The sequence below is a fragment of the Priestia sp. 179-F W1.4 NHS genome (assembly GCF_045369295.1).
Taxonomy (GTDB): Bacteria; Bacillota; Bacilli; order Bacillales; family Bacillaceae_H; genus Priestia; species Priestia zanthoxyli.
Window position 1 is genome coordinate 337,483 of record NZ_JBIQFF010000001.1, and the last position, 23,894, is coordinate 361,376.

25 protein-coding genes are annotated in these 23,894 nt (G+C 38.5%); all 25 read left to right on the forward strand.

Annotation, left to right across the window (positions count from 1 at the left end; genetic code table 11):
• Positions 1 to 5 precede the first annotated feature (5 nt).
• The 25 genes from dnaK to rpoD all read left to right on the forward strand — a co-directional run bounded on the left by dnaK (position 6) and on the right by rpoD (position 23,792).
• Positions 6 to 1,823: a molecular chaperone DnaK gene (gene dnaK, locus ACH0CI_RS01685; RefSeq protein WP_014458181.1), complete on the forward strand. Its 1,818-nt coding sequence runs from the start codon at positions 6 to 8 to the stop codon at positions 1,821 to 1,823.
• Between the two features lie 235 nt (positions 1,824 to 2,058).
• Positions 2,059 to 3,189: a molecular chaperone DnaJ gene (gene dnaJ, locus ACH0CI_RS01690; RefSeq protein ID WP_406900805.1), complete on the forward strand. Its 1,131-nt coding sequence runs from the start codon at positions 2,059 to 2,061 to the stop codon at positions 3,187 to 3,189.
• A 117-nt stretch (positions 3,190 to 3,306) separates the two neighbouring features.
• Entirely contained in the window at positions 3,307 to 4,248 is a 942-nt protein-coding gene (prmA, locus tag ACH0CI_RS01695; RefSeq protein ID WP_028411654.1) for a 50S ribosomal protein L11 methyltransferase, read from the forward strand.
• 19 nt (positions 4,249 to 4,267) lie between these two features.
• Positions 4,268 to 5,020 (forward strand): 16S rRNA (uracil(1498)-N(3))-methyltransferase, encoded by a 753-nt coding sequence (locus ACH0CI_RS01700; protein ID WP_033579675.1) that lies wholly within the window; start codon positions 4,268 to 4,270, stop codon positions 5,018 to 5,020.
• Between the two features lie 5 nt (positions 5,021 to 5,025).
• Positions 5,026 to 6,384, forward strand: coding sequence for a tRNA (N(6)-L-threonylcarbamoyladenosine(37)-C(2))-methylthiotransferase MtaB (gene mtaB, locus ACH0CI_RS01705; protein WP_049166213.1), 1,359 nt, complete (start codon positions 5,026 to 5,028; stop codon positions 6,382 to 6,384).
• A gap of 226 nt (positions 6,385 to 6,610) precedes the next feature.
• A complete protein-coding gene (gene rpsU / locus ACH0CI_RS01710) occupies positions 6,611 to 6,784 on the forward strand; it encodes a 30S ribosomal protein S21 (protein ID WP_013059237.1) in 174 nt (57 codons plus the stop codon).
• A gap of 15 nt (positions 6,785 to 6,799) precedes the next feature.
• A complete protein-coding gene (locus tag ACH0CI_RS01715; protein ID WP_013059236.1) occupies positions 6,800 to 7,243 on the forward strand; it encodes a GatB/YqeY domain-containing protein in 444 nt (147 codons plus the stop codon).
• Positions 7,244 to 7,421: 178 nt separating this feature from the next.
• Complete coding sequence (locus tag ACH0CI_RS01720) at positions 7,422 to 8,753, forward strand: NfeD family protein (protein WP_406900806.1); 1,332 nt, start codon at positions 7,422 to 7,424, stop codon at positions 8,751 to 8,753.
• Complete coding sequence (gene floA, locus ACH0CI_RS01725) at positions 8,753 to 9,736, forward strand: flotillin-like protein FloA (RefSeq protein ID WP_028411651.1); 984 nt, start codon at positions 8,753 to 8,755, stop codon at positions 9,734 to 9,736. Before ACH0CI_RS01720 ends, floA begins: the two co-directional genes overlap by 1 nt.
• A gap of 31 nt (positions 9,737 to 9,767) precedes the next feature.
• Positions 9,768 to 10,229 carry a hypothetical protein gene (locus tag ACH0CI_RS01730; protein WP_335387944.1) on the forward strand — a complete coding sequence of 154 codons (462 nt, stop codon included), beginning with the start codon at positions 9,768 to 9,770 and terminating at the stop codon, positions 10,227 to 10,229.
• A 59-nt stretch (positions 10,230 to 10,288) separates the two neighbouring features.
• Positions 10,289 to 10,573 carry a sporulation protein YqfC gene (yqfC, locus tag ACH0CI_RS01735; RefSeq protein ID WP_013059232.1) on the forward strand — a complete coding sequence of 95 codons (285 nt, stop codon included), beginning with the start codon at positions 10,289 to 10,291 and terminating at the stop codon, positions 10,571 to 10,573.
• 16 nt (positions 10,574 to 10,589) lie between these two features.
• Positions 10,590 to 11,777, forward strand: a complete 1,188-nt coding sequence (gene yqfD / locus ACH0CI_RS01740; RefSeq protein ID WP_028411649.1) for a sporulation protein YqfD — start codon at positions 10,590 to 10,592, stop codon at positions 11,775 to 11,777.
• Between the two features lie 3 nt (positions 11,778 to 11,780).
• On the forward strand, positions 11,781 to 12,755 hold the full coding sequence (locus ACH0CI_RS01745) for a PhoH family protein (protein ID WP_406900807.1): 975 nt from the start codon (positions 11,781 to 11,783) through the stop codon (positions 12,753 to 12,755).
• Positions 12,756 to 12,817: 62 nt separating this feature from the next.
• Complete coding sequence (locus ACH0CI_RS01750; protein ID WP_186808524.1) at positions 12,818 to 14,926, forward strand: HD family phosphohydrolase; 2,109 nt, start codon at positions 12,818 to 12,820, stop codon at positions 14,924 to 14,926.
• Positions 14,923 to 15,393, forward strand: a complete 471-nt coding sequence (ybeY, locus tag ACH0CI_RS01755) for an rRNA maturation RNase YbeY (RefSeq protein WP_028411646.1) — start codon at positions 14,923 to 14,925, stop codon at positions 15,391 to 15,393. Before ACH0CI_RS01750 ends, ybeY begins: the two co-directional genes overlap by 4 nt.
• On the forward strand, positions 15,377 to 15,748 hold the full coding sequence (locus ACH0CI_RS01760; protein WP_016765589.1) for a diacylglycerol kinase family protein: 372 nt from the start codon (positions 15,377 to 15,379) through the stop codon (positions 15,746 to 15,748). The genes ybeY and ACH0CI_RS01760 overlap by 17 nt, the downstream gene beginning before the upstream one ends.
• Positions 15,749 to 15,839: 91 nt before the next feature.
• A complete protein-coding gene (locus ACH0CI_RS01765; RefSeq protein ID WP_028411644.1) occupies positions 15,840 to 16,238 on the forward strand; it encodes a cytidine deaminase in 399 nt (132 codons plus the stop codon).
• Positions 16,231 to 17,136: a GTPase Era gene (gene era, locus ACH0CI_RS01770; protein ID WP_013059225.1), complete on the forward strand. Its 906-nt coding sequence runs from the start codon at positions 16,231 to 16,233 to the stop codon at positions 17,134 to 17,136. Before ACH0CI_RS01765 ends, era begins: the two co-directional genes overlap by 8 nt.
• Positions 17,137 to 17,291: 155 nt before the next feature.
• Positions 17,292 to 17,435, forward strand: a complete 144-nt coding sequence (locus ACH0CI_RS01775; RefSeq protein WP_014458193.1) for a YqzL family protein — start codon at positions 17,292 to 17,294, stop codon at positions 17,433 to 17,435.
• A gap of 27 nt (positions 17,436 to 17,462) precedes the next feature.
• Positions 17,463 to 18,227, forward strand: a complete 765-nt coding sequence (recO, locus tag ACH0CI_RS01780) for a DNA repair protein RecO (protein WP_406900808.1) — start codon at positions 17,463 to 17,465, stop codon at positions 18,225 to 18,227.
• Between the two features lie 258 nt (positions 18,228 to 18,485).
• Entirely contained in the window at positions 18,486 to 19,124 is a 639-nt protein-coding gene (gene ccpN, locus ACH0CI_RS01785) for a transcriptional regulator CcpN (protein ID WP_025750542.1), read from the forward strand.
• Positions 19,125 to 19,157: 33 nt separating this feature from the next.
• Positions 19,158 to 19,961 (forward strand): pyruvate, water dikinase regulatory protein, encoded by an 804-nt coding sequence (locus ACH0CI_RS01790; protein WP_014458195.1) that lies wholly within the window; start codon positions 19,158 to 19,160, stop codon positions 19,959 to 19,961.
• Positions 19,962 to 20,272: 311 nt separating this feature from the next.
• Positions 20,273 to 20,743, forward strand: a complete 471-nt coding sequence (locus ACH0CI_RS01795; protein ID WP_028411643.1) for a YaiI/YqxD family protein — start codon at positions 20,273 to 20,275, stop codon at positions 20,741 to 20,743.
• A 41-nt stretch (positions 20,744 to 20,784) separates the two neighbouring features.
• On the forward strand, positions 20,785 to 22,593 hold the full coding sequence (gene dnaG, locus ACH0CI_RS01800; protein WP_016765586.1) for a DNA primase: 1,809 nt from the start codon (positions 20,785 to 20,787) through the stop codon (positions 22,591 to 22,593).
• 65 nt (positions 22,594 to 22,658) lie between these two features.
• The gene (gene rpoD, locus ACH0CI_RS01805) at positions 22,659 to 23,792 is read left to right on the forward strand and encodes an RNA polymerase sigma factor RpoD (protein WP_013059219.1); all 1,134 of its coding nucleotides are present in this window, start codon (positions 22,659 to 22,661) and stop codon (positions 23,790 to 23,792) included.
• Positions 23,793 to 23,894 lie beyond the last annotated feature (102 nt).

Consider the following 23,894-nt stretch of genomic DNA (forward strand, 5'->3'; position numbering starts at 1 on the left):
TGTCAATGAGTAAGATCATTGGTATCGATTTAGGTACAACTAACTCTTGTGTCGCTGTATTAGAAGGCGGCGAACCAAAAGTAATTCCAAACCCAGAAGGAAACCGTACAACGCCATCAGTTGTGGCATTCAAAAACGGTGAGCGTCAAGTTGGGGAAGTAGCGAAACGTCAAGCTATCACAAACCCTAACACAATTATTTCAGTTAAACGTCATATGGGTACAGACCATAAGGTGGAAGCTGAAGGCAAGCAATACACGCCTCAAGAAATGTCAGCTATCATTCTTCAACATTTAAAAGGTTATGCTGAAGAGTATTTAGGTGAGCCTGTAACAAAAGCTGTTATCACAGTTCCTGCTTACTTTAATGATGCTGAGCGTCAAGCAACAAAAGATGCTGGTAAAATTGCTGGTTTAGAAGTAGAGCGTATTATTAACGAGCCTACTGCAGCAGCGCTTGCATACGGATTAGAAAAAACAGATGAAGATCAAACAGTTTTAGTTTATGACCTTGGTGGCGGTACGTTTGACGTATCTATTCTAGAACTTGGCGACGGCGTGTTTGAAGTTCGCGCAACTGCAGGTGACAATCGCCTTGGTGGTGACGACTTTGACCAAGTAATCATCGACTATTTAGTAGCTGAATTCAAAAAAGAAAACGGCGTTGATTTAAGCAAAGATAAAATGGCGCTTCAACGTTTAAAAGATGCGGCTGAAAAAGCGAAAAAAGATTTATCAGGCGTAACATCTACACAAATTTCTTTACCATTTATCACTGCTGGAGAAGCTGGTCCTCTTCACTTAGAAGTATCTTTATCACGTGCTAAATTTGACGAGTTATCAGCAGGTCTTGTTGAACGTACAATGGCCCCTGTGCGTCAAGCTTTAAAAGATGCAGGTCTTTCTGCAAGCGAACTTGATAAAGTAATCTTAGTTGGTGGTTCAACTCGTATCCCAGCGGTACAAGATGCAATCAAAAAAGAAACTGGTCAAGATCCTCATAAAGGTGTAAACCCTGATGAAGTAGTTGCACTTGGTGCAGCAATTCAAGGTGGCGTATTAACTGGTGATGTAAAAGACGTTGTATTACTAGACGTAACGCCTTTATCACTAGGTATCGAAACAATGGGTGGCGTATTTACAAAGCTAATTGAGCGTAATACGACAATTCCAACAAGTAAATCACAAGTATTCTCAACGGCTGCAGATAGCCAAACGGCTGTAGATATTCACGTTCTTCAAGGTGAGCGTCCAATGTCTGCAGACAATAAAACGCTAGGACGTTTCCAATTAACAGACATTCCTCCTGCACCACGCGGAGTACCTCAAATCGAAGTATCATTCGATATTGATAAGAACGGTATCGTAAACGTTCGTGCAAAAGATTTAGGTACAAACAAAGAGCAGGCGATTACAATTAAATCTTCAACTGGTTTATCAGATGACGAAATCGAACGCATGGTAAAAGAGGCGGAAGAAAACGCAGATGCTGATAAGCAACGTAAAGAAGAAGTGGAACTACGCAACGAAGCAGATCAACTAGTGTTTACAACTGAAAAAACATTAAAAGATCTTGAAGGAAAAGTAGAAGAAGCTGAAGTAACAAAAGCTAACGAAGCAAAAGATGCTTTAAAAGCTGCGATTGAAAAGAATGACCTTGAAGAAATCAAAGCGAAAAAAGATGAACTTCAAGAAATCGTTCAAGCGTTAACTGTAAAATTGTATGAGCAAGCTCAACAAGCTCAGCAAGCAGGTGAACAAGGCGCTCAAAATGATGATGTTGTAGATGCAGAGTTTGAAGAAGTAAACGACGACAAAAAATAATGCATCTTGACGACTAACGTGAATGACGCCATGGTGCGATTCACATCTTTTTAAAAAGTCAAAGTCAAGCTTATTTCTTGGCTTTGACTTTTTTAACGTGGAAAAGCGAAAGGGGAAGTTTTTCTCTTGGCTCTCTGCGTGCACGTGAGCAATAGAAAGTAACTTTTATGTTGCTATGGAATTATTAATAATGATACAATTACGTTTATGTGAAACGATTCGGGAGTGAGTATTGATGAGTAAGCGAGATTACTATGAAGTACTCGGTATCAGTAAGAGCGCTACAAAAGATGAAATAAAAAAAGCATACCGCAAGCTTTCTAAACAATATCATCCAGATATTAATAAAGCGGAAGATGCTGCTGACAAATTTAAAGAAGTAAAAGAAGCATATGAAGTATTGAGTAATGACCAAAAAAAAGCACAATACGATCAATTTGGTCATACTGATCCAAATCAAGGCTTTGGCGGCTTTGGTGGAGGCGGCTCAGACTTTGGCGGCTTCGGCTTTGAAGATATTTTCAGCTCGATCTTTGGTGGTGGTGGTCGCAGACGTGACCCTAATGCTCCGAGACAAGGTGCCGATTTACAATACACGATGACACTTTCTTTTGAAGAAGCTGTTTTCGGAAAAGAAACAACAATTGAAATTCCACGTGAAGAAACGTGTGAAACATGTCACGGTTCAGGTGCAAAACCTGGAACAAAAGTTGATACATGTTCGCACTGTAATGGTTCAGGTCAGTTAAACGTTGAACAAAACACGCCGTTTGGTCGCGTGGTAAATCGACGTGCGTGTCATCATTGTAATGGTACGGGAAAAATCATTAAAGACAAATGTGCAACGTGCCACGGTGACGGTAAAGTAACAAAACGACGTAAAATTAATGTTAAAATTCCAGCTGGTGTAGATGATGGTCAACAGCTGCGCGTTAGTGCTCAAGGAGAACCAGGGGTAAATGGTGGTCCTCCGGGAGATTTATACGTAGTGTTCCACGTGCGCACTCATGAATTCTTTGAACGTGATGGAGACGATATCTACTGCGAAATGCCTTTAACGTTTGCTCAGGCAGCACTAGGTGATGAAGTAGAAGTACCAACTCTACACGGCAAGGTGAAGCTGAAGATTCCTGCTGGTACACAAACGGGGACGAAATTCCGTTTAAAAGGAAAAGGTGTGGCAAACGTACGAGGGTATGGTCAAGGAGATCAGCATATTCACGTTCGCGTTGTAACGCCAACAAAAATATCAGAAAAACAAAAACAATTATTGCGTGAGTTCGCTGAACTGAGCGGTCAAGAAGCCGTTGATGAGCAGCATGATTCCTTTTTTGCAAAAGTAAAACGAGCAATTAAAGGAGAATAATTGTCTTTCATAATAAACAGAGACAGGTTGGTAAAGGTACTTTGCCAACCTGTCATCTGTCATGTTCATATTTAAAATCCTATATTACTGAAGGCAGAAAGGATGAAGTTGGTAGCAATGAAATGGTCTGAAATTTGTATTCATACAGCGCAAGAAGCAATTGAACCCATCTCTCATATTTTACATGAATCAGGAGCTAGCGGGGTAGTCATTGAAGATCCTGCTGATTTAGTGAAGGACAGAGATACAACTTTTGGTGAAATCTATGATTTAAACGTAGAAGACTACCCAGAGGAAGGTGTAGTGATTAAAGCATACCTTCCAGTTAACAGCTTTTTAGCAGAAACTGTGGATGGTATCAAAAAAGAAATTAATGGACTGCTTGTTTACGACTTTGATTTAGGAGCTAACAAAGTTACGATCAGTGAAGTGAACGAAGAAGAGTGGGCCACTGCTTGGAAAAAATATTACCACCCTGTGAAAATTTCAGAGCGTTTTACGATTGTACCAACTTGGGAAAACTATGAAAAAGTAAGCACAGATGAATTGATTATCGAGCTTGATCCCGGAATGGCTTTTGGTACAGGTACGCATCCAACGACGGTTATGTCTCTTCAAGCATTGGAAAGAACAGTGAAAGCAGGAGATACCGTTATTGACGTGGGTACAGGATCAGGAGTGCTAAGTATTGGCGCAGCCCTGTTAGGAGCAAGTAATGTACAAGCTCTAGATCTTGATGAAGTAGCCGTACGTTCTGCCCGCGAAAATATTGAACTGAATCAAGTTGGAAATATCGTAACAGTAGGTCAAAACAACTTATTGCAAGGCATAGAAGGGCCGGTTGACATTGTTGTGGCGAATATTCTAGCTGAGGTAATCGTTCGTTTTGTAGACGATGCTGCAAAGGTATTAAAGCCAGGAGGCATGTTCATTACATCAGGTATTATTAGTGCGAAAAAAGAAGATGTCAAAAAAGCGTTAACGGGAGCGGGCTTTGTTATTCAAGAAGTAACGCTTATGGAAGACTGGGTAGCAATTATTGCGCAAAAACAAGCTTAACAAGTGAGAAGGTGTCAAGATGCAACGTTATTTTCTGCCAAATGATCAATTTCAAGAGCAAAGTGTCACAGTGATACAAGATGATGCCCATCATATCTCACGCGTCATGAGAATGAATGAAGGATCACAGTTTATTGCCTGTAATGAACAGGGGCAAGCTGCTTTGTGTGAAATTGAAAATATTTCCGCTAACGAAGTGAAAGCATCTATTATAGAATGGATAAGCGAAGAAAAAGAGCTTCCAGTCCATGTTACAATTGTGAACGGTCTGCCTAAAGGGGATAAGCTCGAGCTTATTATCCAAAAAGGGACAGAACTTGGAGCGTATAGGTTTATCCCTTTTATTGCGGCTCGTTCAGTTGTTAAATGGGATGATAAAAAGAGTCAAAAAAAAGTAGATCGCTGGAACAAGATTGCTAAAGAGGCTGCAGAACAATCTCATCGTACGATTGTACCAGCAGTAGAAGCCCCAATTTCTTTTAAGAAACTAGTAGAAATTAGCGGTGACTATACTCATAAAGTTGTAGCCTATGAAGAAAGAGCAAAGCAAGGAGAAACATCTCATCTGCATGCTGTTCTTTCAGCTTTAAAACCCGGCAATTCCGTGCTTGTGGTTGTAGGCCCCGAGGGTGGTTTGACCGAGCAGGAAGTAGAAGTATTAGAAGAAAATGAATTTACAATAAGCGGATTTGGTCCGCGGATTTTACGAGCAGAAACAGCTCCATTATATGCGCTGTCTGCTATATCTTATCAAACTGAGTTAATGAGGTGACGATTATGTCAACAGTTGCTTTTCACACGCTAGGGTGTAAAGTAAATCACTATGAAACAGAAGCAATTTGGCAATTGTTCAAAGGCCAAGGCTATGAGCGTGTTGAATATGAACAAACTGCCGATGTATATGTAATTAATACATGTACGGTAACAAATACAGGAGATAAAAAGAGCCGTCAAGTTATTCGCAGAGCTGTGCGAAAAAATCCAGATGCGGTTATTTGTGTAACTGGATGTTATGCTCAAACTTCGCCAGCTGAAATTATGGCCATTCCTGGTGTTGATATCGTAGTAGGTACACAAGATCGTGTTAAGATGCTTGAGTATATTGAACAATTTAAAAAAGAGCGTCAGCCGATTAACGGTGTAGGAAACATTATGAAAACACGCGTATATGAAGAGCTAGATGTACCGGCATTTACAGACCGTACGCGTGCTTCGTTAAAAATTCAAGAAGGCTGTAACAACTTCTGTACATTCTGTATTATTCCATGGGCACGCGGTTTAATGCGATCTCGTGATCCTAAAGAAGTAGTAGCACAAGCACAGCAGCTAGTGGATGCAGGCTATAAAGAAATCGTGTTAACAGGTATTCACACTGGCGGATACGGAGAAGACATGAAAGATTACAATCTTGCCCAGCTTCTTCGTGATTTAGAGTCTCAAGTAAAAGGATTAAAACGCATTCGTATTTCATCAATTGAAGCAAGTCAAATTACGGACGAAGTGATAGAGGTACTAGATCAGTCAGAAATGGTTGTACGTCATTTGCATATCCCTCTTCAATCAGGTTCAAATACGGTATTGAAGCGCATGCGTCGTAAGTATACAATGGAGTTCTTTGGCGAGCGCTTAAACCGTCTGAAAGAAGCTCTTCCTGGATTAGCGATTACATCAGATGTGATTGTCGGGTTCCCAGGTGAGACAGAAGAAGAGTTTATGGAGACGTATAACTTTATTAAAGAGCACGGTTTTTCAGAGCTTCACGTATTCCCGTATTCTAAACGTACAGGTACGCCAGCAGCTCGTATGACCGACCAGATTGATGAAGAAGTAAAAAATCAACGTGTGCACCGTTTAATCGAACTTTCAAACCAATTGGCAAAAGAATATGCTTCAACGTTTGAAGGAGAAGTACTGGAAGTAATTCCGGAAGAAAAATATAAAGAAGATCCTGAAAGTGGTTTATATGTAGGATATACTGATAACTACTTAAAGGTTGTGTTTAAAGCGTCTGAAGAAATGGTTGGAAAGCTTGTAAAAGTGAAAATTTCAAAAGCTGGATATCCTTATAATGAAGGTGAGTTTGTTCGCGTGCTAGATGAGGTTCATCTTCAAGATCAGGTGAAAATGAGCTCATAACACTTATTGGAAAGCTGCGTGTTTGCGCAGCTTTTTTCATACGTATAAAACAGCTGAGCGAGTAATGTTTTATCAAGAAAGTTCATAAAATAAAGGGGGAATAACTGCATTACTTTATGTAAAGCGGTTGACCTTAAGGAATCATTATATTATAATTGCAAAAGACATGTCTAACATGTCATTTCATTATGATGTTAGTGGTTTTGTTCGGAGGGAGGGAATTAGAATGTCAAGAACAGTTGTTCGTAAAAACGAATCGCTTGAAGATGCTCTTCGTCGCTTCAAACGTTCAGTTTCAAAAACTGGTACGTTACAAGAAGCAAGAAAGCGCGAATTCTATGAAAAGCCTAGCGTAAAGCGTAAGAAGAAATCTGAAGCTGCTAGAAAACGCAAGTTCTAATAAGAGGGTGGATTTATGAGTCTTCTCGAGCGTTTAAATAGTGATATGAAACAAGCGATGAAAAACAAAGAGAAAGAGAAGCTTGGGGTCATTCGTATGGTCAAAGCATCTCTTCAAAACGAAGCCATTAAGTTAGGCACTGACCTAACTGAAGCAGACGAGTTGACGGTTATTTCTCGCGAATTCAAACAACGTAAAGACTCCCTCCATGAATTTGAGAAAGCAGGTCGTCAAGATCTTGTTGATAAAATTCATTCTGAATTAGCGGTTTTAGAAGTTTACGCTCCTAAACAGCTAACTGAAGAAGAGTTATCTGAAATTATTAAAACGACGATTGAAGAAACGCAGTCTTCCTCTAAAGCTGATATGGGGAAAGTTATGGGAGCGCTTATGCCGAAAGTAAAAGGCAAAGCGGATGGCTCTCTTGTTAATAAGCTTGTCCTTCAACACTTATCATAAAAAACACCTTACCTTGTGTAAGGTGTTTTTTATATAGATAATATCCGAACGTATGTTTTGTTTCTCTAGTGCAAAGAATAAAATAGATAAATTTTAAAAAATTTGAAACTATTGTTAAAGTTATTCGTATACACAGATACATACTCATACTATCTATGGAAGGAGGGAAGTGTATTCGGTGAAAACCTTATTTTCTTTCGTGTGCTTTCTTATTTTAGCCACTGGGTTATTCCCCACTATTAGCACCGCTGACGTGAAGCGTGTACACATTATTCCTGTCAATAAAACGGTAGAAAATGGACTGCTTTCTTTTTTAAACAGATCCATTGAAGATGCGGAAAATGACGGTGCAGATTTGATTATATTGGACATAGATACTCCTGGAGGAACTGTAGATGCAGCTTCTGAAATAGCTAAAAGCTTAACCTCAACACCTATTCCTACCGCTGCTTTTGTCGACAAAAAAGCATTATCGGCCGGAGCGTATATTGCACTTAACGCCGATCAAATTTATATGACACCCGGTTCTACAATGGGATCGGCAGCTGTGATTGACCAACAGGGAAATGCAGCAGGAAAAAAAGCTCAGTCCTACTGGTTATCGGCTATGAAGAGCGCAGCAGAACAAAATAACCGAAACCCTAAATATGCAGAAGCGATGGCAAACACAAAGATGGTCATACCTGAGCTCAACTTAAAAGGAAACGAATTGTTGACGCTAACTCCGAAGCAAGCCGAGCAAGTTCGTTATTCAGAAGGAACTGTAAAAAATTTAGATAATCTCCTGAGCGTGCTTGGCTATGAAGATGCTAAACTGACGTATGCAAAAATGAGTGTAAGTGAACAAATTGCTCGTTTTCTTACCCATCCGCTTGTTGTTCCCATTTTATTATCTATTGGTGCTTTAGGAATTGTAATTGAATTGTTTACGCCTTCATTCGGTATTGCGGGCTCCATTGGAGTAGCTTCACTTCTTTTATTTTTCTATGGTCATATGGTAGCAGGATTAGCAGGAATGGAAGCCCTCGTTTTATTTATAGCAGGAATTATACTGCTTCTATTAGAGATTGTAGTGCCAGGCGGCGTTTTAGGGCTGCTAGGGCTTGGAGCTATCATTTTAAGTTTTTTTATGTCAACAGATAATAATGTCGAAATGGGAATTTCTCTTGTAATTGCAATAGTGGTGGCACTGGGAGGTGCGTTTGTGATGATGAAATTTTTTAAAAGAAAGCTTACACCTTTCAAAAAAATGGTGCTTAATGATTCACTTAATACCGAATCTGGTTATGTATCGAATCAAAATCGGTATGAATTAATAGGAAAACAAGGTAAAACAACAACACCGCTGCGTCCTTCAGGCACCGTGCTCATCGATGAAGAGTATGTGGATGTAGTCACTGAAGGCGGATATTTAGACAAAGATGTGTTAGTAAATATTATAAAAGTAGAGGGATCAAGGGTTGTGGTGCGGAAGCTCACAGAGCCTTTGAAAAAGGAGGACCTTAATTAATGGAAGCAGGTAGCGTATTGTTTTTTGTAGTTATTGGCCTAGCAATTATTGCTTTAGCTGTTTTTTTCACTTTTGTACCGATTATGTTATGGATCTCAGCATTAGCAGCAGGCGTTCGTATTAGTATTTTCACACTGGTCGGAATGAGACTTCGTCGAGTGATACCATCTCGCGTTGTGAACCCGTTAATTAAAGCAAGTAAAGCCGGTTTAGGTATTACCATTAATCAATTAGAAAGCCACTATTTAGCAGGCGGTAACGTGGACCGCGTGGTAAATGCGTTGATTGCAGCGCACCGAGCAAATATTGAGTTAACATTTGAGCGCGGAGCAGCTATCGACTTAGCGGGCCGTGATGTGCTAGAAGCTGTACAAATGAGCGTTAATCCAAAAGTTATTGAAACACCTTTTATTGCAGGGGTGGCTATGGATGGAATCGAAGTCAAAGCAAAAGCCCGAATTACCGTTCGTGCAAACATTGATCGACTAGTAGGGGGAGCTGGAGAAGAAACGATTATTGCCCGTGTTGGCGAGGGGATTGTTTCTACAATCGGTTCACAAAAAGATCACAAAAAAGTATTGGAAAACCCTGATATGATCTCTCAAACGGTTTTAGGAAAAGGGTTGGATTCCGGAACAGCGTTTGAAATCTTATCCATTGATATTGCTGATATCGACATTGGTAAAAATATTGGGGCAGTTCTTCAAACAGACCAAGCAGAAGCAGATAAAAATATTGCCCAAGCAAAAGCCGAAGAACGTCGTGCTATGGCCGTTGCTCAAGAACAAGAAATGCGTGCAAAAGTAGAAGAAATGCGTGCAAAAGTAGTAGAAGCAGAAGCAGAAGTACCATTAGCGATGGCAGAAGCACTGCGCTCTGGCAATATTGGCGTCATGGATTATATGAATATTCAAAACTTGACTGCTGATACGGATATGCGTGATTCAATTGGAAAAATGTCTAAAGAAGACGATGAGAAATAATGAATCAGTTTAACAAGGAGGTTTTCTCCTAATGAATATCGTTGAAACGCTTATTAAACTAATTATTAATAATGCTTTCATTTTTGTCATCATTGGAGGGATTATTTTTAACGTTGTGCAGCGTTTTATGGCTCAGTCAAAAGAGGAAGAACAGCAGCGTTCTAAAAGAGCTCCTATGCCTCCTGTAAACAATCCTTCAAGGCGGGAAAGACCTAGATATCGCCCTGTCAAAGAAGAGCCAAAAACAGCTCGTATGGAGCCAGAAATCGCTCCTTCAGCAGAAACAAATCCTTTGCAAGAAAAACTGGAAGAGCTAAAAAACCGTTCGTATCATGAACCTTCCATTCAAAAGAAAACCGCAGTTGAAAAACCAAAAATAACTGATGAGAAAAACGTTTTTAAGCCCATTTCTCGTAAAGAAGCTGTTCAAGGAGTGATATGGTCCGAAATTCTAGGGCCGCCAAAATCGAAACAACGTAAATATAAACGATAAATAGATGTGATACATTAACCCCCTTTCTCATAAACATGAGATGAAAGGGGGTTCTTTTTATGAGCAAAAAGTGGAGACACCAAATGAAAAGATGGATGACAAAAACAATGGAACTACCCGCTGATGTATTAATGGATCTTCCCCGTATTACGTTAGTTGGACAAATACACATTTATATTGAAAATCATAAAGGTTTATTAGCCTTTTCTGATACTGAAATACGCGTGTTACTAAAACAGGGACAAATGTTAATTCGAGGTGAAGGACTGGTCATTAAAGTAATACTGCCGGAAGAACTGGTTTTAGAAGGTAAAATCAATCAAGTTCTTTATTTAGAACAATAACACAAGGAGGAAAAAAATGAAGAATGGATGGACAAACTTTGTTATTGGTACCGTACGTATTCGAATTGTTGGAAAAGGAATTGAACGTTTCTTAAATAATTGTGTGAGACAACAGATTATGATCTCGAATGTCCATAAAGTTGACGGTCAGCTAGCTACAGCAACGATATTATTGAAAGATGTAAAGAAAATTCGTATACTAATTCGCAACGCAGACTGTAAAATTTATTTTATAAGAGGCCGAGGTTTTCCTTTTTTAACAAAACGAGTGATTAAAAATAGTGGATTTGCTTTAGGTTTTCTTTCTTTTTTTATTATTCTTGGTTTGCTTTCCAACATGGTGTGGAAAGTGGAAATTAGCGGTGCAGAACCACAAACAGAACATCAAATGACGAAGCAGCTGGCCAAAATAGGTGTAAAAAGAGGAGAGTTTCAATTTCTGTTAGAGAGTCCTGAAAAAATTCAGCGCTATTTAACGGATAATATGAACAATATTACCTGGGTGGGAGTAGAAGTGCGCGGCACTTCTTATCACTTCCAAGTGGTTGAAAAAAATGAGCCCAAGCCTCAGCAAAAAACACCTTACCAACATTTAATTGCTAAAAAGAAAGCTATTATTACGAATTTGTTTGTCGAAAAAGGACAACCTTTAGTCAAGGTTAATGATTTTGTCAACGAAGGCGAGGTCTTAGTTTCCGGTATTATTGGAAACGAAAAAAATAAAAAAGTAGTAGCTGCTAAAGGAAAAGTCTACGGTGAAACATGGTATAAGTCTGAGGTGGAAGTGCCTTTAAAAACTGATTTTCAAGTATTAACGGGTAATGGATATACGAAGCACTATTTAGATTTTCAAGCTTTTAAAATGCCTCTTTGGGCTTTTAACAAAGAGAAATATGGCTCAAAGGTGACAGAAAAAGTGGAGCATCCACTCTATTTTTTTAAATGGAAATTACCTCTGTCGTATGAGAAAGTTGCTGTACGAGAAGAACAGAATTCGCAGCGCGTCTATTCTAAACAAGAGGCGGTGGAAAAAGCTTTGGAAATCGGTCGAAAAAAATTACTATCAACTTTAGGTGAGGATGCTAAAATAAAAGGTGAAAAAGTTTTGCACCAAGAACAGGACAATGGTAAAGTTAGATTATCAATACATTACCAAGTTATAGAAAATATTGCGAACACTCAACCAATTATTCAAGGAGATTGATGAATGTCAGAACAGCTAGTAACAATTAACGTACAACTTGATGATTCAAACGAAGCCATTTCATTATTTGGCGTACAAGATGCGAATTTAAAGCGAATTGAAGAAGAAATGCAGGTCTCGATCATTTCAAGAGGTGAGACGGTTGTAGTCTCCGGAAGTACAGAAAATGTTCAGCTAGTGGAAGAAATGCTTAAAAAGTTACTGAACATTATCCGCAAAAATATTTCCATATCTGAACGAGATGTTGTGTATGCGATTCAATTAGCTAAGAAAAATTCTCTCGAGTTTTTTGAAGATGTATATGAAGAAGAGATTGGTAAAAACGTAAAAGGTAAGACTATTCGTGTTAAGACATTAGGACAAAGTCACTACATTTCTGCTATTAAGAAAAATGATTTGGTATTTGGAATTGGGCCTGCTGGTACCGGTAAAACGTATTTAGCCGTTGTCATGGCCGTTAATGCTCTTAAAAATGGTCACGTACAGCGTATTATTTTAACACGTCCTGCTGTTGAAGCAGGTGAAAGTCTTGGCTTCTTGCCAGGAGATTTGAAAGAAAAAGTAGATCCGTACTTGCGGCCTCTGTACGATGCATTACATGATGTATTAGGAACAGAACATACGCAACGCCTAATCGAACGCGGAGTTATTGAAATAGCACCCCTTGCTTACATGCGAGGTCGTACACTAGATGATGCGTTTGTTATCTTAGACGAAGCACAAAACACCACGATGGCGCAAATGAAGATGTTTTTAACACGACTAGGATTTGGGTCTAAAATGGTGATTACAGGAGATATTTCACAAATTGATTTACCAAAAGGAGCTCAGTCTGGTCTAGCGGCTATCTCGAAAATCCTGACCAATGTTAAAGGTATTTCGTTTGTTCATCTAGAACAGTCAGATGTTGTGCGCCATCCACTTGTGGGACGCATCATTCAAGCGTACGAACAAGCTGACCAAAAGACCCTTTCTTAATAGGGTCTATTTTTTGTAAAGGGGGTACGTTTGTGTCAACGTTTCGGATAATCAAGCAAACAATGGCACAGATCGAGCGATTACGGTTAATTCAAATTGGGTTATATGCCTTGTTAGGTATAATGATGTTTGCGTCTATGTATAGCAATGTAAAGCCGCAGGAATTAGATCTCAGACTATTGTCTATTTCCCCGCAAACCATTTACTCACCCGTTACCATTGAAGATAAAGAGAGCACAGAGAAAAAACGGGCAGAGGCAGAACAAGCCGTTGAAGATGTGTATACACAAAAAACAGAATACGCACAGAACCAAGTCGATCTTGTTGCATCTATTTTTGATGCGATGATGGAAGTTAATACAGAATATGAAAAAGAAGATCATGAAGATGACAGTATCGATGCCGTATTAAAAACCAAACAAAAAATGCTAGAGGACAAGCTTCCTGAAGACATTCAAAAAAACTTGCCAAAGGATACCATCAAGCAGCTGCTTCAGTCTTCTAACAGTGATTTATCGATTGCGAAAGACGCTGTAGTTACAGCCGTTCATCATGTGATGAAAGATCAAGTGAAGATTAGCGATGTAGAAGAGAAAAAAGACCAGGTAGAAGGTCAGCTTGTTTACACCAATGTCAGCAACTCTCTAAAGGATTCAATGAATGCAATTGCTAAATTCGCTATCATTCCAAATGTGATTTATGATCCCCAAAAAACAGCTGAAAACCGTCAAGCAGCTGTGGAAAAAGTGGAGCCTGTTCGAATTAAACAAGGCCAGATTATTGTAGAAGAAAATCAGCTTATTAATCCTGATATATATCGTCAGCTCCAGCTCGCGGGATTGTTGAATAATAAAGGATCTATTCAGCCTTTTGCGGGATTAGCTTTGCTGATTGTGATGATGATAGCGGGCCTCATTTACTATTTGCGTGAATTTCACACCAAGACATATCAGCCCTTGTTGTTGTATGTATTGGTAGCAACCATTACGATTGGCCTCATGAAAATCTTAAGTGTGTTTCAGCAAATTGATTTATCGGAAATTGGTTTCTTAGCTCCTGTTGCAGTGGGAGGTTTGCTGATTCGAATTTTAATGGATGAACGCATTGCTATTTTATCAAGTATTGTATTTGCTATTTGTGGAAGCATTATTTTTAATGGTGAATTGACAACCTCGTTTAATATGAACATTGGGATTTACTTTTTAATTAGCAATATTGCTGCTATTTTATTTTTAAGCAGGCAGCACAGGCGTTCACGGATTTTGCAGGCAGGTCTATTTGTGGCTATGGTAAACGTAATTATTAGCTTTGCTATTATTTTTATTAAAAATGGCCAAATTGGTACTGTAGAGCTTGGCTATTACAGCATGATGTCAATTGCATCTGGTGTTATTGCTTCCGTTTTAGCTATAGGTTTGCTTCCGTTTTTTGAAAGTGGATTTGGCATTTTATCTACGATGAAGCTGATTGAATTATCGAGTCCTAATCATCCGCTATTACGTAAAATCTTAACCGAAACACCGGGAACGTATCATCACAGTGTAATGGTGGCAAACTTATCTGAAGCGGCGTGCGAAACGATAGGAGCTAACGGTTTATTAGCGAGAGTGGGGGCTTATTACCACGATATTGGTAAAACGAAGCGACCGCAGTATTTTATTGAAAATCAAATGAATATTACCAATCCGCATGATAAACTAAGTCCGAAGACTAGTAAAAATATTATAATCGCACATGCTACAGATGGAGCGACCATTTTGCGAAATCACAAGTTTCCAAAAGAGATTGTAGATATTGCAGAGCAGCATCACGGAACGACCCTGCTTAAGTTTTTCTATCATAAGGCACTTGAACAAACAGAAGAAAAAATTGATGAAAAAGAATATCGCTATCCTGGACCAAAACCTCAGTCAAAAGAAGCAGCGGTTATTTGCATAGCTGATAGTGTAGAAGCAGCCGTAAGGTCAATGTCCAATCCAACTCCGGAAAAGATTGAGAACTTGGTGCGAAATATTATTAAAGATCGCCTGCAGGATGAGCAGCTTAGCGAGTGTAACGTAACGCTCAAAGAGCTAGAGTTAATTCGCCAAGCACTATGTGAAACTTTAAATGGGATTTTTCATTCCCGAATTGAATATCCAGAGATAAAAAAAGAGAAGGTGAAGGTATGAGTTTAGTTATTGATTTTATTGATGAAACAAACGAAGTGAGTAAAGAGCAGCAAAAAGAGCTTGAGAAGCTGCTTGAAGCCGCTGCTATATATGAAAATCTTCAAGAGGATGCAGAAGTATCCGTTACATTTGTGGATAATGATCGCATTCAAGAAATCAATCATCAATACCGCCATAAAAATCAGCCAACGGATGTAATATCGTTTGCGCTAGAAGAAATGGGCGAAGATGAAATGCAAATTATCGGAGATGAGATGCCAAGAGTCCTAGGGGACATTGTCATTTCGATTCCAAAAGCTCATGAGCAAGCAGAAGAATACAACCACTCGTTTATGAGGGAGCTAGGCTTCTTAACGGTTCACGGTTTCTTGCACTTGCTTGGGTATGACCATGAAACATCAGAAGATGAAAAAGAGATGTTTACACGTCAAAAAGATATTTTAGAACAATATGGACTCTCGCGATAAAAAAGGGATAGCTAAAGTTGTCAGTAGCTTTGGTTATGCGATAGAAGGGTTTCTCTATGTTTGTAAAACACAGAGAAATATGCAAATTCACGTAGCAGCTTCTTTCATCGTCCTTCTCTTAGGCGCTGTGCTGTCAATTACAGCTGGTGAATGGACGGTTGTGCTGCTTCTGATTGCAGGCATGTTCAGCTTAGAGTTAATGAATACAGCGGTTGAAAAAGTTGTTGATTTAGTTTCTCCTGAATATCACATACTAGCAAAACACGCAAAAGATGCAGCCGCAGCCGCGGTGTTGGTCTATGCGTGTTTTGCTGTCCTTATAGGAGGAATTATTTTCTTAAAGTATTTGTTTTAAAAAGGATTCTTTTTGGTTCTTTACACCCCCGTGGTATAATAAAAAAGGACAAGTTAAAAGACATGTAGAAGCGCAAAAGGAGAGCGGATAAATGGATAAGACCGGACTGATTGATGAGGCGAAAAAAGCTCGTGAAATGGCTTATGTACCGTATTCGAAATTTAAAGTTGGTGCAGCTTTATTGACGAAAGATGGAAAGGTTTATCGCGGCTGCAATATTGAAAATGCAGCTTATAGCATGTGCAATTGTGCTGAGCGTACGGCTTTATTTAAAGCCTATTCAGAAGGAGATAAAGAGTATAAAGCACTTGTTGTAGTAGCTGATACTGATCGTCCTGTTTCTCCGTGTGGAGCATGCAGACAAGTAATCTCTGAGCTTTGTCCAAAAGAAATGAAAGTTATATTAACCAATTTAAAAAATGACATACAAGAACTAACTGTGGAAGAATTACTTCCAGGAGCATTTTCATCGGAGGATTTACATGAGTAATAATGAATTTAAGTCAGGTTTTGTTTCAATTATTGGAAGACCAAACGTAGGGAAATCAACTTTTTTGAACCGAGTAATTGGTCAAAAGATTGCGATTATGAGTGACAAACCGCAAACAACTAGAAATAAAATTCAGGGTGTGTACACGGAAGATCAGGCGCAAATTGTGTTTATTGATACACCAGGAATTCACAAACCAAAGCATAAATTAGGCGACTTTATGATGAAGGTAGCGCAAAATACGCTTAAAGAAGTAGATTTAATTTTATTTATGATTAACGCAACAGAGGGCTTAGGTCGAGGCGATGAATTTATTATCGAGCGTTTAAAAGATACAAAAACGCCTGTTTTCCTTGTGATTAATAAAATTGATGAAATTCATCCAGACGAATTGTTTTCAATTATCACGAATTATAAAGACTTATATCCTTTCGCTGAAATTGTGCCAATTTCAGCTTTACAAGGAAATAACGTGGAGCGTTTGCTTGATCAAATCAAGCAGAGATTGCCGGAAGGTCCGCAGTATTACCCGGCAGATCAGGTAACAGATCACCCAGAGCGCTTTATTATTACGGAATTAATTCGTGAAAAAGTACTGCATGCAACGAGGGAAGAAATACCTCATTCTATTGCCGTTGTGATGGATTCTATGCAAAGACGAGATAATGGCGCTGTTTACGTCGGGGCTACAATTATCGTCGAAAGAGATTCACAAAAAGGCATCGTAATTGGAAAGCAAGGAAAGATGTTAAAAGAGGTAGGAAGAAAAGCAAGAGCAGACATTGAAGCCCTTTTAGGTTCAAAAGTATTTTTAGAACTATGGGTAAAAGTACAAAAAGATTGGCGAAACCGAGCGTCGCATCTCCGTGACTTCGGATTTAGAGAAGACGAATATTAATCATTTGAGTTCTTGTTTGCGTCGATTTATACCCCTTCATAAAAGAAGGTAATTTGTAAAAAATTGTGTTACATGATTTTACGTCGGAAGGCTATTCTAAACATAAGGAATTGAAATATGTATCTGATCTTTATGGTTAGAAAGGTGGGAGTTCTATGTTGAATTTTACTTGGAACATTTTTTCACAAACAGGTAGCATTGATACTTATCTCATTTTTAAGGAACTTGAAAATGAAGTGAAAGAAAGACCCGAAACATATGAGGACAACAGCGAAAGTCTCAATTCTCCCTTGTCTTAGCCTTCTGTAAGATGGCGGTGATGATGATTGTTTAAAAAGTGTGAAGGAATTGTCATTCGAACGAATGATTACGGTGAATCAAATAAAATTGTCACCATTTATTCACGTGAACTCGGAAAAGTGGGTCTCATGGCAAGAGGGGCAAAAAAGCCCAGTAGTCGCTTAGCTTCCGTCACACAATTATTTACGTATGGATACTTTTTTATACAAGCAGGTTCAGGAATGGGTACTCTCCATCAAGGAGAAGTTATCTCATCTATGAGAAGCATACGCGAAGATATCTTCACAACAGCGTATGCTTCTTATATTCTTGAATTAACAGATAAAGCTACTGAGAACAATAAACCAAATCCATTTCTATTTGAACTGCTGCACCAAACCATTCATTATATGAACGAAGAGTATGATGCAGAGATCTTAACATTTATTTATGAAATGAAAATGTTAAACGTTCTAGGTCTTCATCCTACATTAAATGAATGTGCAGTCTGCCATCAAGGTGAAGGAACCTTTCAGTTTTCCATTCGAGAAGGAGGGTTTATTTGTCATCGATGCTTAGAAAAAGATCCTTATCATTTGAAAATTAGTCCGATGACGGTTAAACTATTAAGGCTATTTTATTACATTGATTTAAAGCGGTTAGGTTCTATTTCTGTTAAGCCCGAAACAAAAAAACAACTAAAATTTGTAATTGATCAATATTACGAAGAATATTCGGGATTGTTTTTAAAAACAAAGCGGTTTTTGAATCAGATGGAGTCTTTAAAACACTCGCTCTCTGATGAGAAATAGAAAAGATAATCAGTGATATGCAAGGAATTGCTGTCGCTAGGGTGCCTCGTAGTATGTAGGGGACACCCTTTTTACTGTGGAGCAAAGGGGTAGTTTCACTTATTGTAAGCGTAATGTCTGCTTTTTTTGAGAAGCCGTGGTAAAATAAACGGCATTCTAAAAAGATAAAATGCTAAAATTAATAAGTTATAGCTTTTACTTTTGCTTAAAAAGTATATAATGTTTTATAAATAGTATGTCACATTTAATGATTAGGTGGTGAGTACAATCGAACTGAACAAACGACAAGAACAAATTTTACAAATTGTGAAAGATGAAGGCCCTATTACAGGCGAACATATTGCAGATCAGCTTAGCCTTACGCGTGCAACGCTAAGACCCGACCTTGCTATTTTAACAATGGCCGGCTATTTAGAAGCGCGACCCCGCGTAGGTTACTTTTACACAGGTAAAACAGGAGCACAGCTTCTTACAGATAAAATAAAAAAAATACAGGTGCAAGAATATCAGTCTATCCCGGTAGTCGTGAACGAAAATGTGTCGGTATATGATGCTATTTGTACAATGTTTCTAGAAGACGTGGGGACCCTTTTTGTAGTGGATGAGAAATCTCAGCTAGTGGGAGTACTGTCGCGTAAAGATTTATTGCGCGCGAGTATCGGAAAGCAAGAGCTAACATCTATTCCTGTTCATATTATCATGACGAGAATGCCCAACATTACATATTGCTATCGCGAAGATTTGTTGATTGATATTGCTAAGATCTTAATTGAAAAACAGATTGATGCTATGCCCGTTATTAAAGAGGGAGACGGCAATTTTGAAGTGGTGGGACGCATTACCAAAACAAATATTACAAAATTACTAGTAGCATTAGCAAATGATGAAGTATTATAAGTGAAAAAGGATTAAAAAGGGGATGCACAAAATATGAACAACCCATGTCTTTATGTCATTTCGGATTCTGTAGGTGAGACAGCTGAACTAGTTGTAAAGGCTGCCTCTAGTCAGTTCAATATGACAGACTTTGTAATTAAAAGAGTACCTTATGTAGAGGACATCGCAACACTTTCAGAAGTGGTTTCAGTAGCAAAGTTGAACAACGCTATTATTGGCTTTACGCTAGTAAAGCCCGAAATGAGAGAATTTTTAATTCAAGAAGCGTCCAAAAACGGGGTAGAGGTATTTGATATTATTGGACCTTTAATTGATAAAATTCAATCTTCTTATCAACTTTCTCCTCGCTATGAGCCTGGAATGGCTAGAAAGTTAGACGAAGATTATTTTAAGAAAGTAGAAGCGATTGAATTTGCAGTGAAATATGATGATGGGCGTGATCCGAGAGGAATTCTTAGAGCGGATATCGTATTAATCGGTGTATCAAGAACGTCTAAAACGCCTCTTTCTCAATTTTTAGCACACAAGCGTTTGAAAGTAGCCAATGTTCCGATTGTACCTGAAGTAGATCCACCAGAAGAGCTGTTTCACGTATCACCTGAGAAGTGTATAGGGCTTACTATCAGTCCCGAAAAATTAAACGATATTCGTAAAGAGCGTTTAAAGTCTCTTGGTCTAAACGATAAAGCAATTTATGCTAATATTGGTCGTATTAAAGAAGAACTTGAATTTTTCCAAGGGATTGTAGATAAGATTGGCTGTGAAGTGGTTGACGTATCCAACAGGGCCGTAGAAGAAACAGCTGGTATCATTCTCAATACCATCAAAAAGAAATAAACGATGAATCTCCTCCGTGCGTGACATAAAGGAGATTGCTTTCTTATGTTTGTATGCTGTAAGCCTAAGAAAATATACCAAAGATGAATGTGACAGAACTTTTAAAAACAAGTGACTTTGGTATAGAAAATATAGGTTGTTTATATTATAATAAAAAATTGTGATAAAAAAGAATAGTTTTAGGTTTAGACTTTGTTAAGAACGAATAAACTATTTATATAAAAGTCAAGTCAAAATCGAAAAAAGTATTCGACAAATGCCATCTACAGGAAATAACAATTTGTTAGAAGGAATCTCTGGAGGGATGTAGAATACAGAGTTATAGCAAAAGAAAAAGTAAAGTTTTTGTCGATGCTGATGCATGTCCTGTCAAAGCAGAAATCGTTGAACTTACACATACATATGACATCGAGCTTGTGTTTGTTGCTTCCTATGCTCACATGCAAACAAATCCTACACCAGGAAAATGGGTCTATGTAGATGCAGAAAAGGAAGCCGCAGATTTATATATTTTAAATCACGCAGCCAAGCAGGATATTGTCGTAACTCAAGATACTGGCTTAGCAAGCATGTTAGTAAGTCGAGGGGTTTACGCACTGTCTCCTCGTGGAAAGTACTATAATGACGACGAAATGAATACGGTGCTTTTCTTTCGCTATGTTTCTGCAAAAGAGCGACGGTCAGGGCGTCATACTAAAGGCCCAAAGGCATTTAGTGAAGAAGATCGCCAGCATTTCATTCAAGCTTTTGAAAAAATGTTGTCGAAACTTGCAGGAATTTAGCACTTAGTGAAGAATATTATATGAAATACGGAGCTGTTACTATGGCAAATCGAATTCCTGATGAAGTAATCGACCGTATTCGGCATTCAGTAGATATTGTCGACGTCATAAGCGATTATGTACAACTAAAAAAACAAGGGCGCAATTATTTTGGACTCTGTCCGTTTCATGGGGAAAGCACACCATCTTTTTCAGTATCGCCTGATAAACAAATTTATCATTGCTTTGGATGCGGTGCAGGAGGGAATTCATTTTCATTCATAATGGAATTAGAAGGACTGTCCTTCACGGAAGCAGCTCAGCAGCTTGCTGAAAAAGGAGACATTCCTTTTGAACATGAGATACATCCTCATGAAGAAGATAATCAAAAGCCTAGCAATAAAATGATTGAAGCACACGAGCTTTTAAAGAAATTTTACCATCATTTATTGGTAAATACAAAAGAAGGCCAAGATGCTTATGATTATTTAATAAATCGAGGGTTTTCACGAGAAATTATCGATGAATTTGAGATAGGTTTTGCTTTAGATTCGTGGGAATTTGTAAGTAAGTTCTTAACAAAACGTGGGTTTAATCCGCAAGAGATGGAACATGCAGGTTTAATCATTAAACGCAACCAAGATGAAACGTACTTTGATCGTTTTCGCGATCGAATTATGTTTCCTATTGCTGACTTGCAAGGCAAAACAATTGCATTTTCAGGGCGCCTGCTAAAAGAGATAAAAGGGCAGCCTAAATATTTAAACAGTCCCGAAACTTCTATTTTTAACAAAAGTCGCACACTCTACAACTTTCACCGCGCTAAAAAACATATACGCAAAAATCAGCAGGTTATTTTATTTGAAGGATTTGCAGATGTTATTTCAGCTGTTAAAGCGGGGTGCCCAAACGCAATTGCAACAATGGGAACTGCCTTAACAGAAGAACAAGCCAAAATTATTCGCCGAAATGTAGAGTCCGTTATCATTTGCTATGATGCAGATTCTGCTGGAATTGAAGCAGCGCACAAAGCAACTGCTATCTTAACAAATGTGGGTTGTACCGTTAAGATTGCTGTGATGCCGGATGGTTATGACCCGGATGATTATATTAAAGAATACGGGGCAGAGAAGTTTCAAAATGATGTTATTAATAGCAGCTTGACCTTTATGGCATTTCAAATGAGGTATCTCCGCCGAAAACGAAATCTACAAAATGAATCTGAACGTATGCAATACATTGAAGACGTTTTGAAAGAAATAAGCCTCCTTACAAAAGCTGTAGAGCGAGATCATTATTTACGCCAATTGGCACAAGAGTTTTCCATTTCATTAGATGCGCTTAAAGAACAGCAGTATCAAGTGTATCGAACGGAAAAAAAGAAAAAGGATAATGATTCTCCAAATCGAAATAATATAAATAGACAACCAGTCGTAAAGAGAAGCTTATTACCGGCTTATCAAAATGCAGAACGTTTTTTGATTGCTCATATGTTGAAAGATAAGGATGTAGCATTTAGAATTCAAGACCGACTTCAAGGTCAGTTCAATGTCGAAGAACATCGTGCGCTTGTTCTATATTTGTATGCCTATTACGAGGAAGGACACGAGCCTAATCCGAGCGGATTTATTGAGCGGTTGCCTGAATCTTCGTTGTCTAGTCTAGCTTCAGAATTGGCGATGATGTCAATCAATGATGAATTGTCGGAGCAAGCTTTGAATGATTATATCCAAACGATATTGATTTATCCACAAAGGGTAGCGATAGAAAAAAAAGAAGCAGAAAAGCAAGAAGCAGAGCGTCAAAAAGATTATTTAAAAGCTGCGACAATAGCAATGGAAATTTTACAGTTGAAAAAAACGTTAAAATAAACGATGTTGCGTATTAGTCCCACTTTTAGAAGGTTTTCCTTAAAATTTTGGAAGGAGGGGATCTGATGGCTGAAAAATCAGCTCAATCAAAACAACTTGATTCAGATTTAACAATTGAACAAGTAAAAGATCAATTGACCGAAATCGGAAAAAAACGTGGTGTGCTAACATACGAAGAAATTGCAGAGCGTATGGCGAACTTCGAAATTGAATCCGATCAAATGGATGAATATTATGAATACCTTGGAGAACAAGGTGTTGAAGTAATGAGTGAATCTGAAGCAAATGATGACGATGCCGATCCCGATATTCAAGAACTGTCAAAAGAAGAAGAGTTTGATTTAAATGATTTAAGTGTACCTCCTGGTGTGAAAATTAATGATCCAGTTCGTATGTACTTAAAAGAAATCGGACGCGTTGACTTGTTGTCGGCAGAGGAAGAAATCAATTTAGCAAAACGTATTGAAGAAGGCGATGAAGAAGCGAAACGTCGTCTTGCTGAAGCAAACTTACGTCTTGTTGTAAGTATCGCTAAACGCTATGTTGGACGCGGTATGCTGTTTCTTGATTTAATTCAAGAAGGAAACATGGGTCTTATTAAAGCGGTAGAAAAATTTGATTATCGCAAAGGTTATAAATTCAGTACGTATGCGACATGGTGGATTCGTCAAGCTATTACTCGTGCGATTGCTGACCAAGCAAGAACGATTCGTATCCCTGTTCATATGGTTGAAACGATTAACAAACTAATTCGTGTTCAACGTCAGCTTCTACAGGATTTAGGTCGCGAACCATCTCCTGAAGAAATTGCAGAAGATATGGACTTAACACCAGAAAAAGTTCGTGAAATCTTAAAAATTGCTCAAGAGCCGGTTTCTCTTGAAACGCCAATTGGTGAGGAAGATGATTCTCATTTAGGTGACTTCATTGAAGACCAGGATGCAACATCACCTTCTGAACATGCTGCATATGAATTATTAAAAGAGCAGTTAGAAGACGTCCTTGATACGTTAACAGATCGCGAAGAAAATGTTCTTAGACTCCGCTTTGGTCTGGACGATGGACGTACGCGTACGCTTGAAGAAGTAGGAAAAGTATTTGGCGTAACGCGTGAGCGTATTCGTCAAATTGAAGCTAAAGCGCTTCGCAAGCTTCGTCACCCTAGCCGAAGCAAACGTTTAAAAGATTTCTTAGAATAGATAAAAGCGTAAATAGCGCTTATGAGATAGCTTCTTTCCCTGCGGAAAGAGGCTGTCTGTTTTTTATGGAATAAATTTCATGAAAACGCATTTTAAAGAAGT

What these genes read in the sequence shown, in the direction of transcription:
- ACH0CI_RS01765 (WP_028411644.1), top strand. Translation starts at nt 15,840, where the DNA reads ATGGATAAGACCGGACTGATTGATGAGGCGAAAAAAGCTCGTGAAATG.
- dnaK (WP_014458181.1), top strand. Translation starts at nt 6, where the DNA reads ATGAGTAAGATCATTGGTATCGATTTAGGTACAACTAACTCTTGTGTC.
- floA (WP_028411651.1), top strand. Translation starts at nt 8,753, where the DNA reads ATGGAAGCAGGTAGCGTATTGTTTTTTGTAGTTATTGGCCTAGCAATT.
- ACH0CI_RS01750 (WP_186808524.1), top strand. Translation starts at nt 12,818, where the DNA reads ATGGCACAGATCGAGCGATTACGGTTAATTCAAATTGGGTTATATGCC.
- dnaJ (WP_406900805.1), top strand. Translation starts at nt 2,059, where the DNA reads ATGAGTAAGCGAGATTACTATGAAGTACTCGGTATCAGTAAGAGCGCT.
- era (WP_013059225.1), top strand. Translation starts at nt 16,231, where the DNA reads ATGAGTAATAATGAATTTAAGTCAGGTTTTGTTTCAATTATTGGAAGA.
- rpoD (WP_013059219.1), top strand. Translation starts at nt 22,659, where the DNA reads ATGGCTGAAAAATCAGCTCAATCAAAACAACTTGATTCAGATTTAACA.
- prmA (WP_028411654.1), top strand. Translation starts at nt 3,307, where the DNA reads ATGAAATGGTCTGAAATTTGTATTCATACAGCGCAAGAAGCAATTGAA.
- ACH0CI_RS01730 (WP_335387944.1), top strand. Translation starts at nt 9,768, where the DNA reads ATGAATATCGTTGAAACGCTTATTAAACTAATTATTAATAATGCTTTC.
- ACH0CI_RS01745 (WP_406900807.1), top strand. Translation starts at nt 11,781, where the DNA reads ATGTCAGAACAGCTAGTAACAATTAACGTACAACTTGATGATTCAAAC.
- yqfC (WP_013059232.1), top strand. Translation starts at nt 10,289, where the DNA reads ATGAGCAAAAAGTGGAGACACCAAATGAAAAGATGGATGACAAAAACA.
- ybeY (WP_028411646.1), top strand. Translation starts at nt 14,923, where the DNA reads ATGAGTTTAGTTATTGATTTTATTGATGAAACAAACGAAGTGAGTAAA.
- mtaB (WP_049166213.1), top strand. Translation starts at nt 5,026, where the DNA reads ATGTCAACAGTTGCTTTTCACACGCTAGGGTGTAAAGTAAATCACTAT.
- dnaG (WP_016765586.1), top strand. Translation starts at nt 20,785, where the DNA reads ATGGCAAATCGAATTCCTGATGAAGTAATCGACCGTATTCGGCATTCA.
- rpsU (WP_013059237.1), top strand. Translation starts at nt 6,611, where the DNA reads ATGTCAAGAACAGTTGTTCGTAAAAACGAATCGCTTGAAGATGCTCTT.
- ACH0CI_RS01790 (WP_014458195.1), top strand. Translation starts at nt 19,158, where the DNA reads ATGAACAACCCATGTCTTTATGTCATTTCGGATTCTGTAGGTGAGACA.
- ACH0CI_RS01700 (WP_033579675.1), top strand. Translation starts at nt 4,268, where the DNA reads ATGCAACGTTATTTTCTGCCAAATGATCAATTTCAAGAGCAAAGTGTC.
- ACH0CI_RS01760 (WP_016765589.1), top strand. Translation starts at nt 15,377, where the DNA reads ATGGACTCTCGCGATAAAAAAGGGATAGCTAAAGTTGTCAGTAGCTTT.
- ACH0CI_RS01775 (WP_014458193.1), top strand. Translation starts at nt 17,292, where the DNA reads ATGTTGAATTTTACTTGGAACATTTTTTCACAAACAGGTAGCATTGAT.
- ACH0CI_RS01715 (WP_013059236.1), top strand. Translation starts at nt 6,800, where the DNA reads ATGAGTCTTCTCGAGCGTTTAAATAGTGATATGAAACAAGCGATGAAA.
- yqfD (WP_028411649.1), top strand. Translation starts at nt 10,590, where the DNA reads ATGAAGAATGGATGGACAAACTTTGTTATTGGTACCGTACGTATTCGA.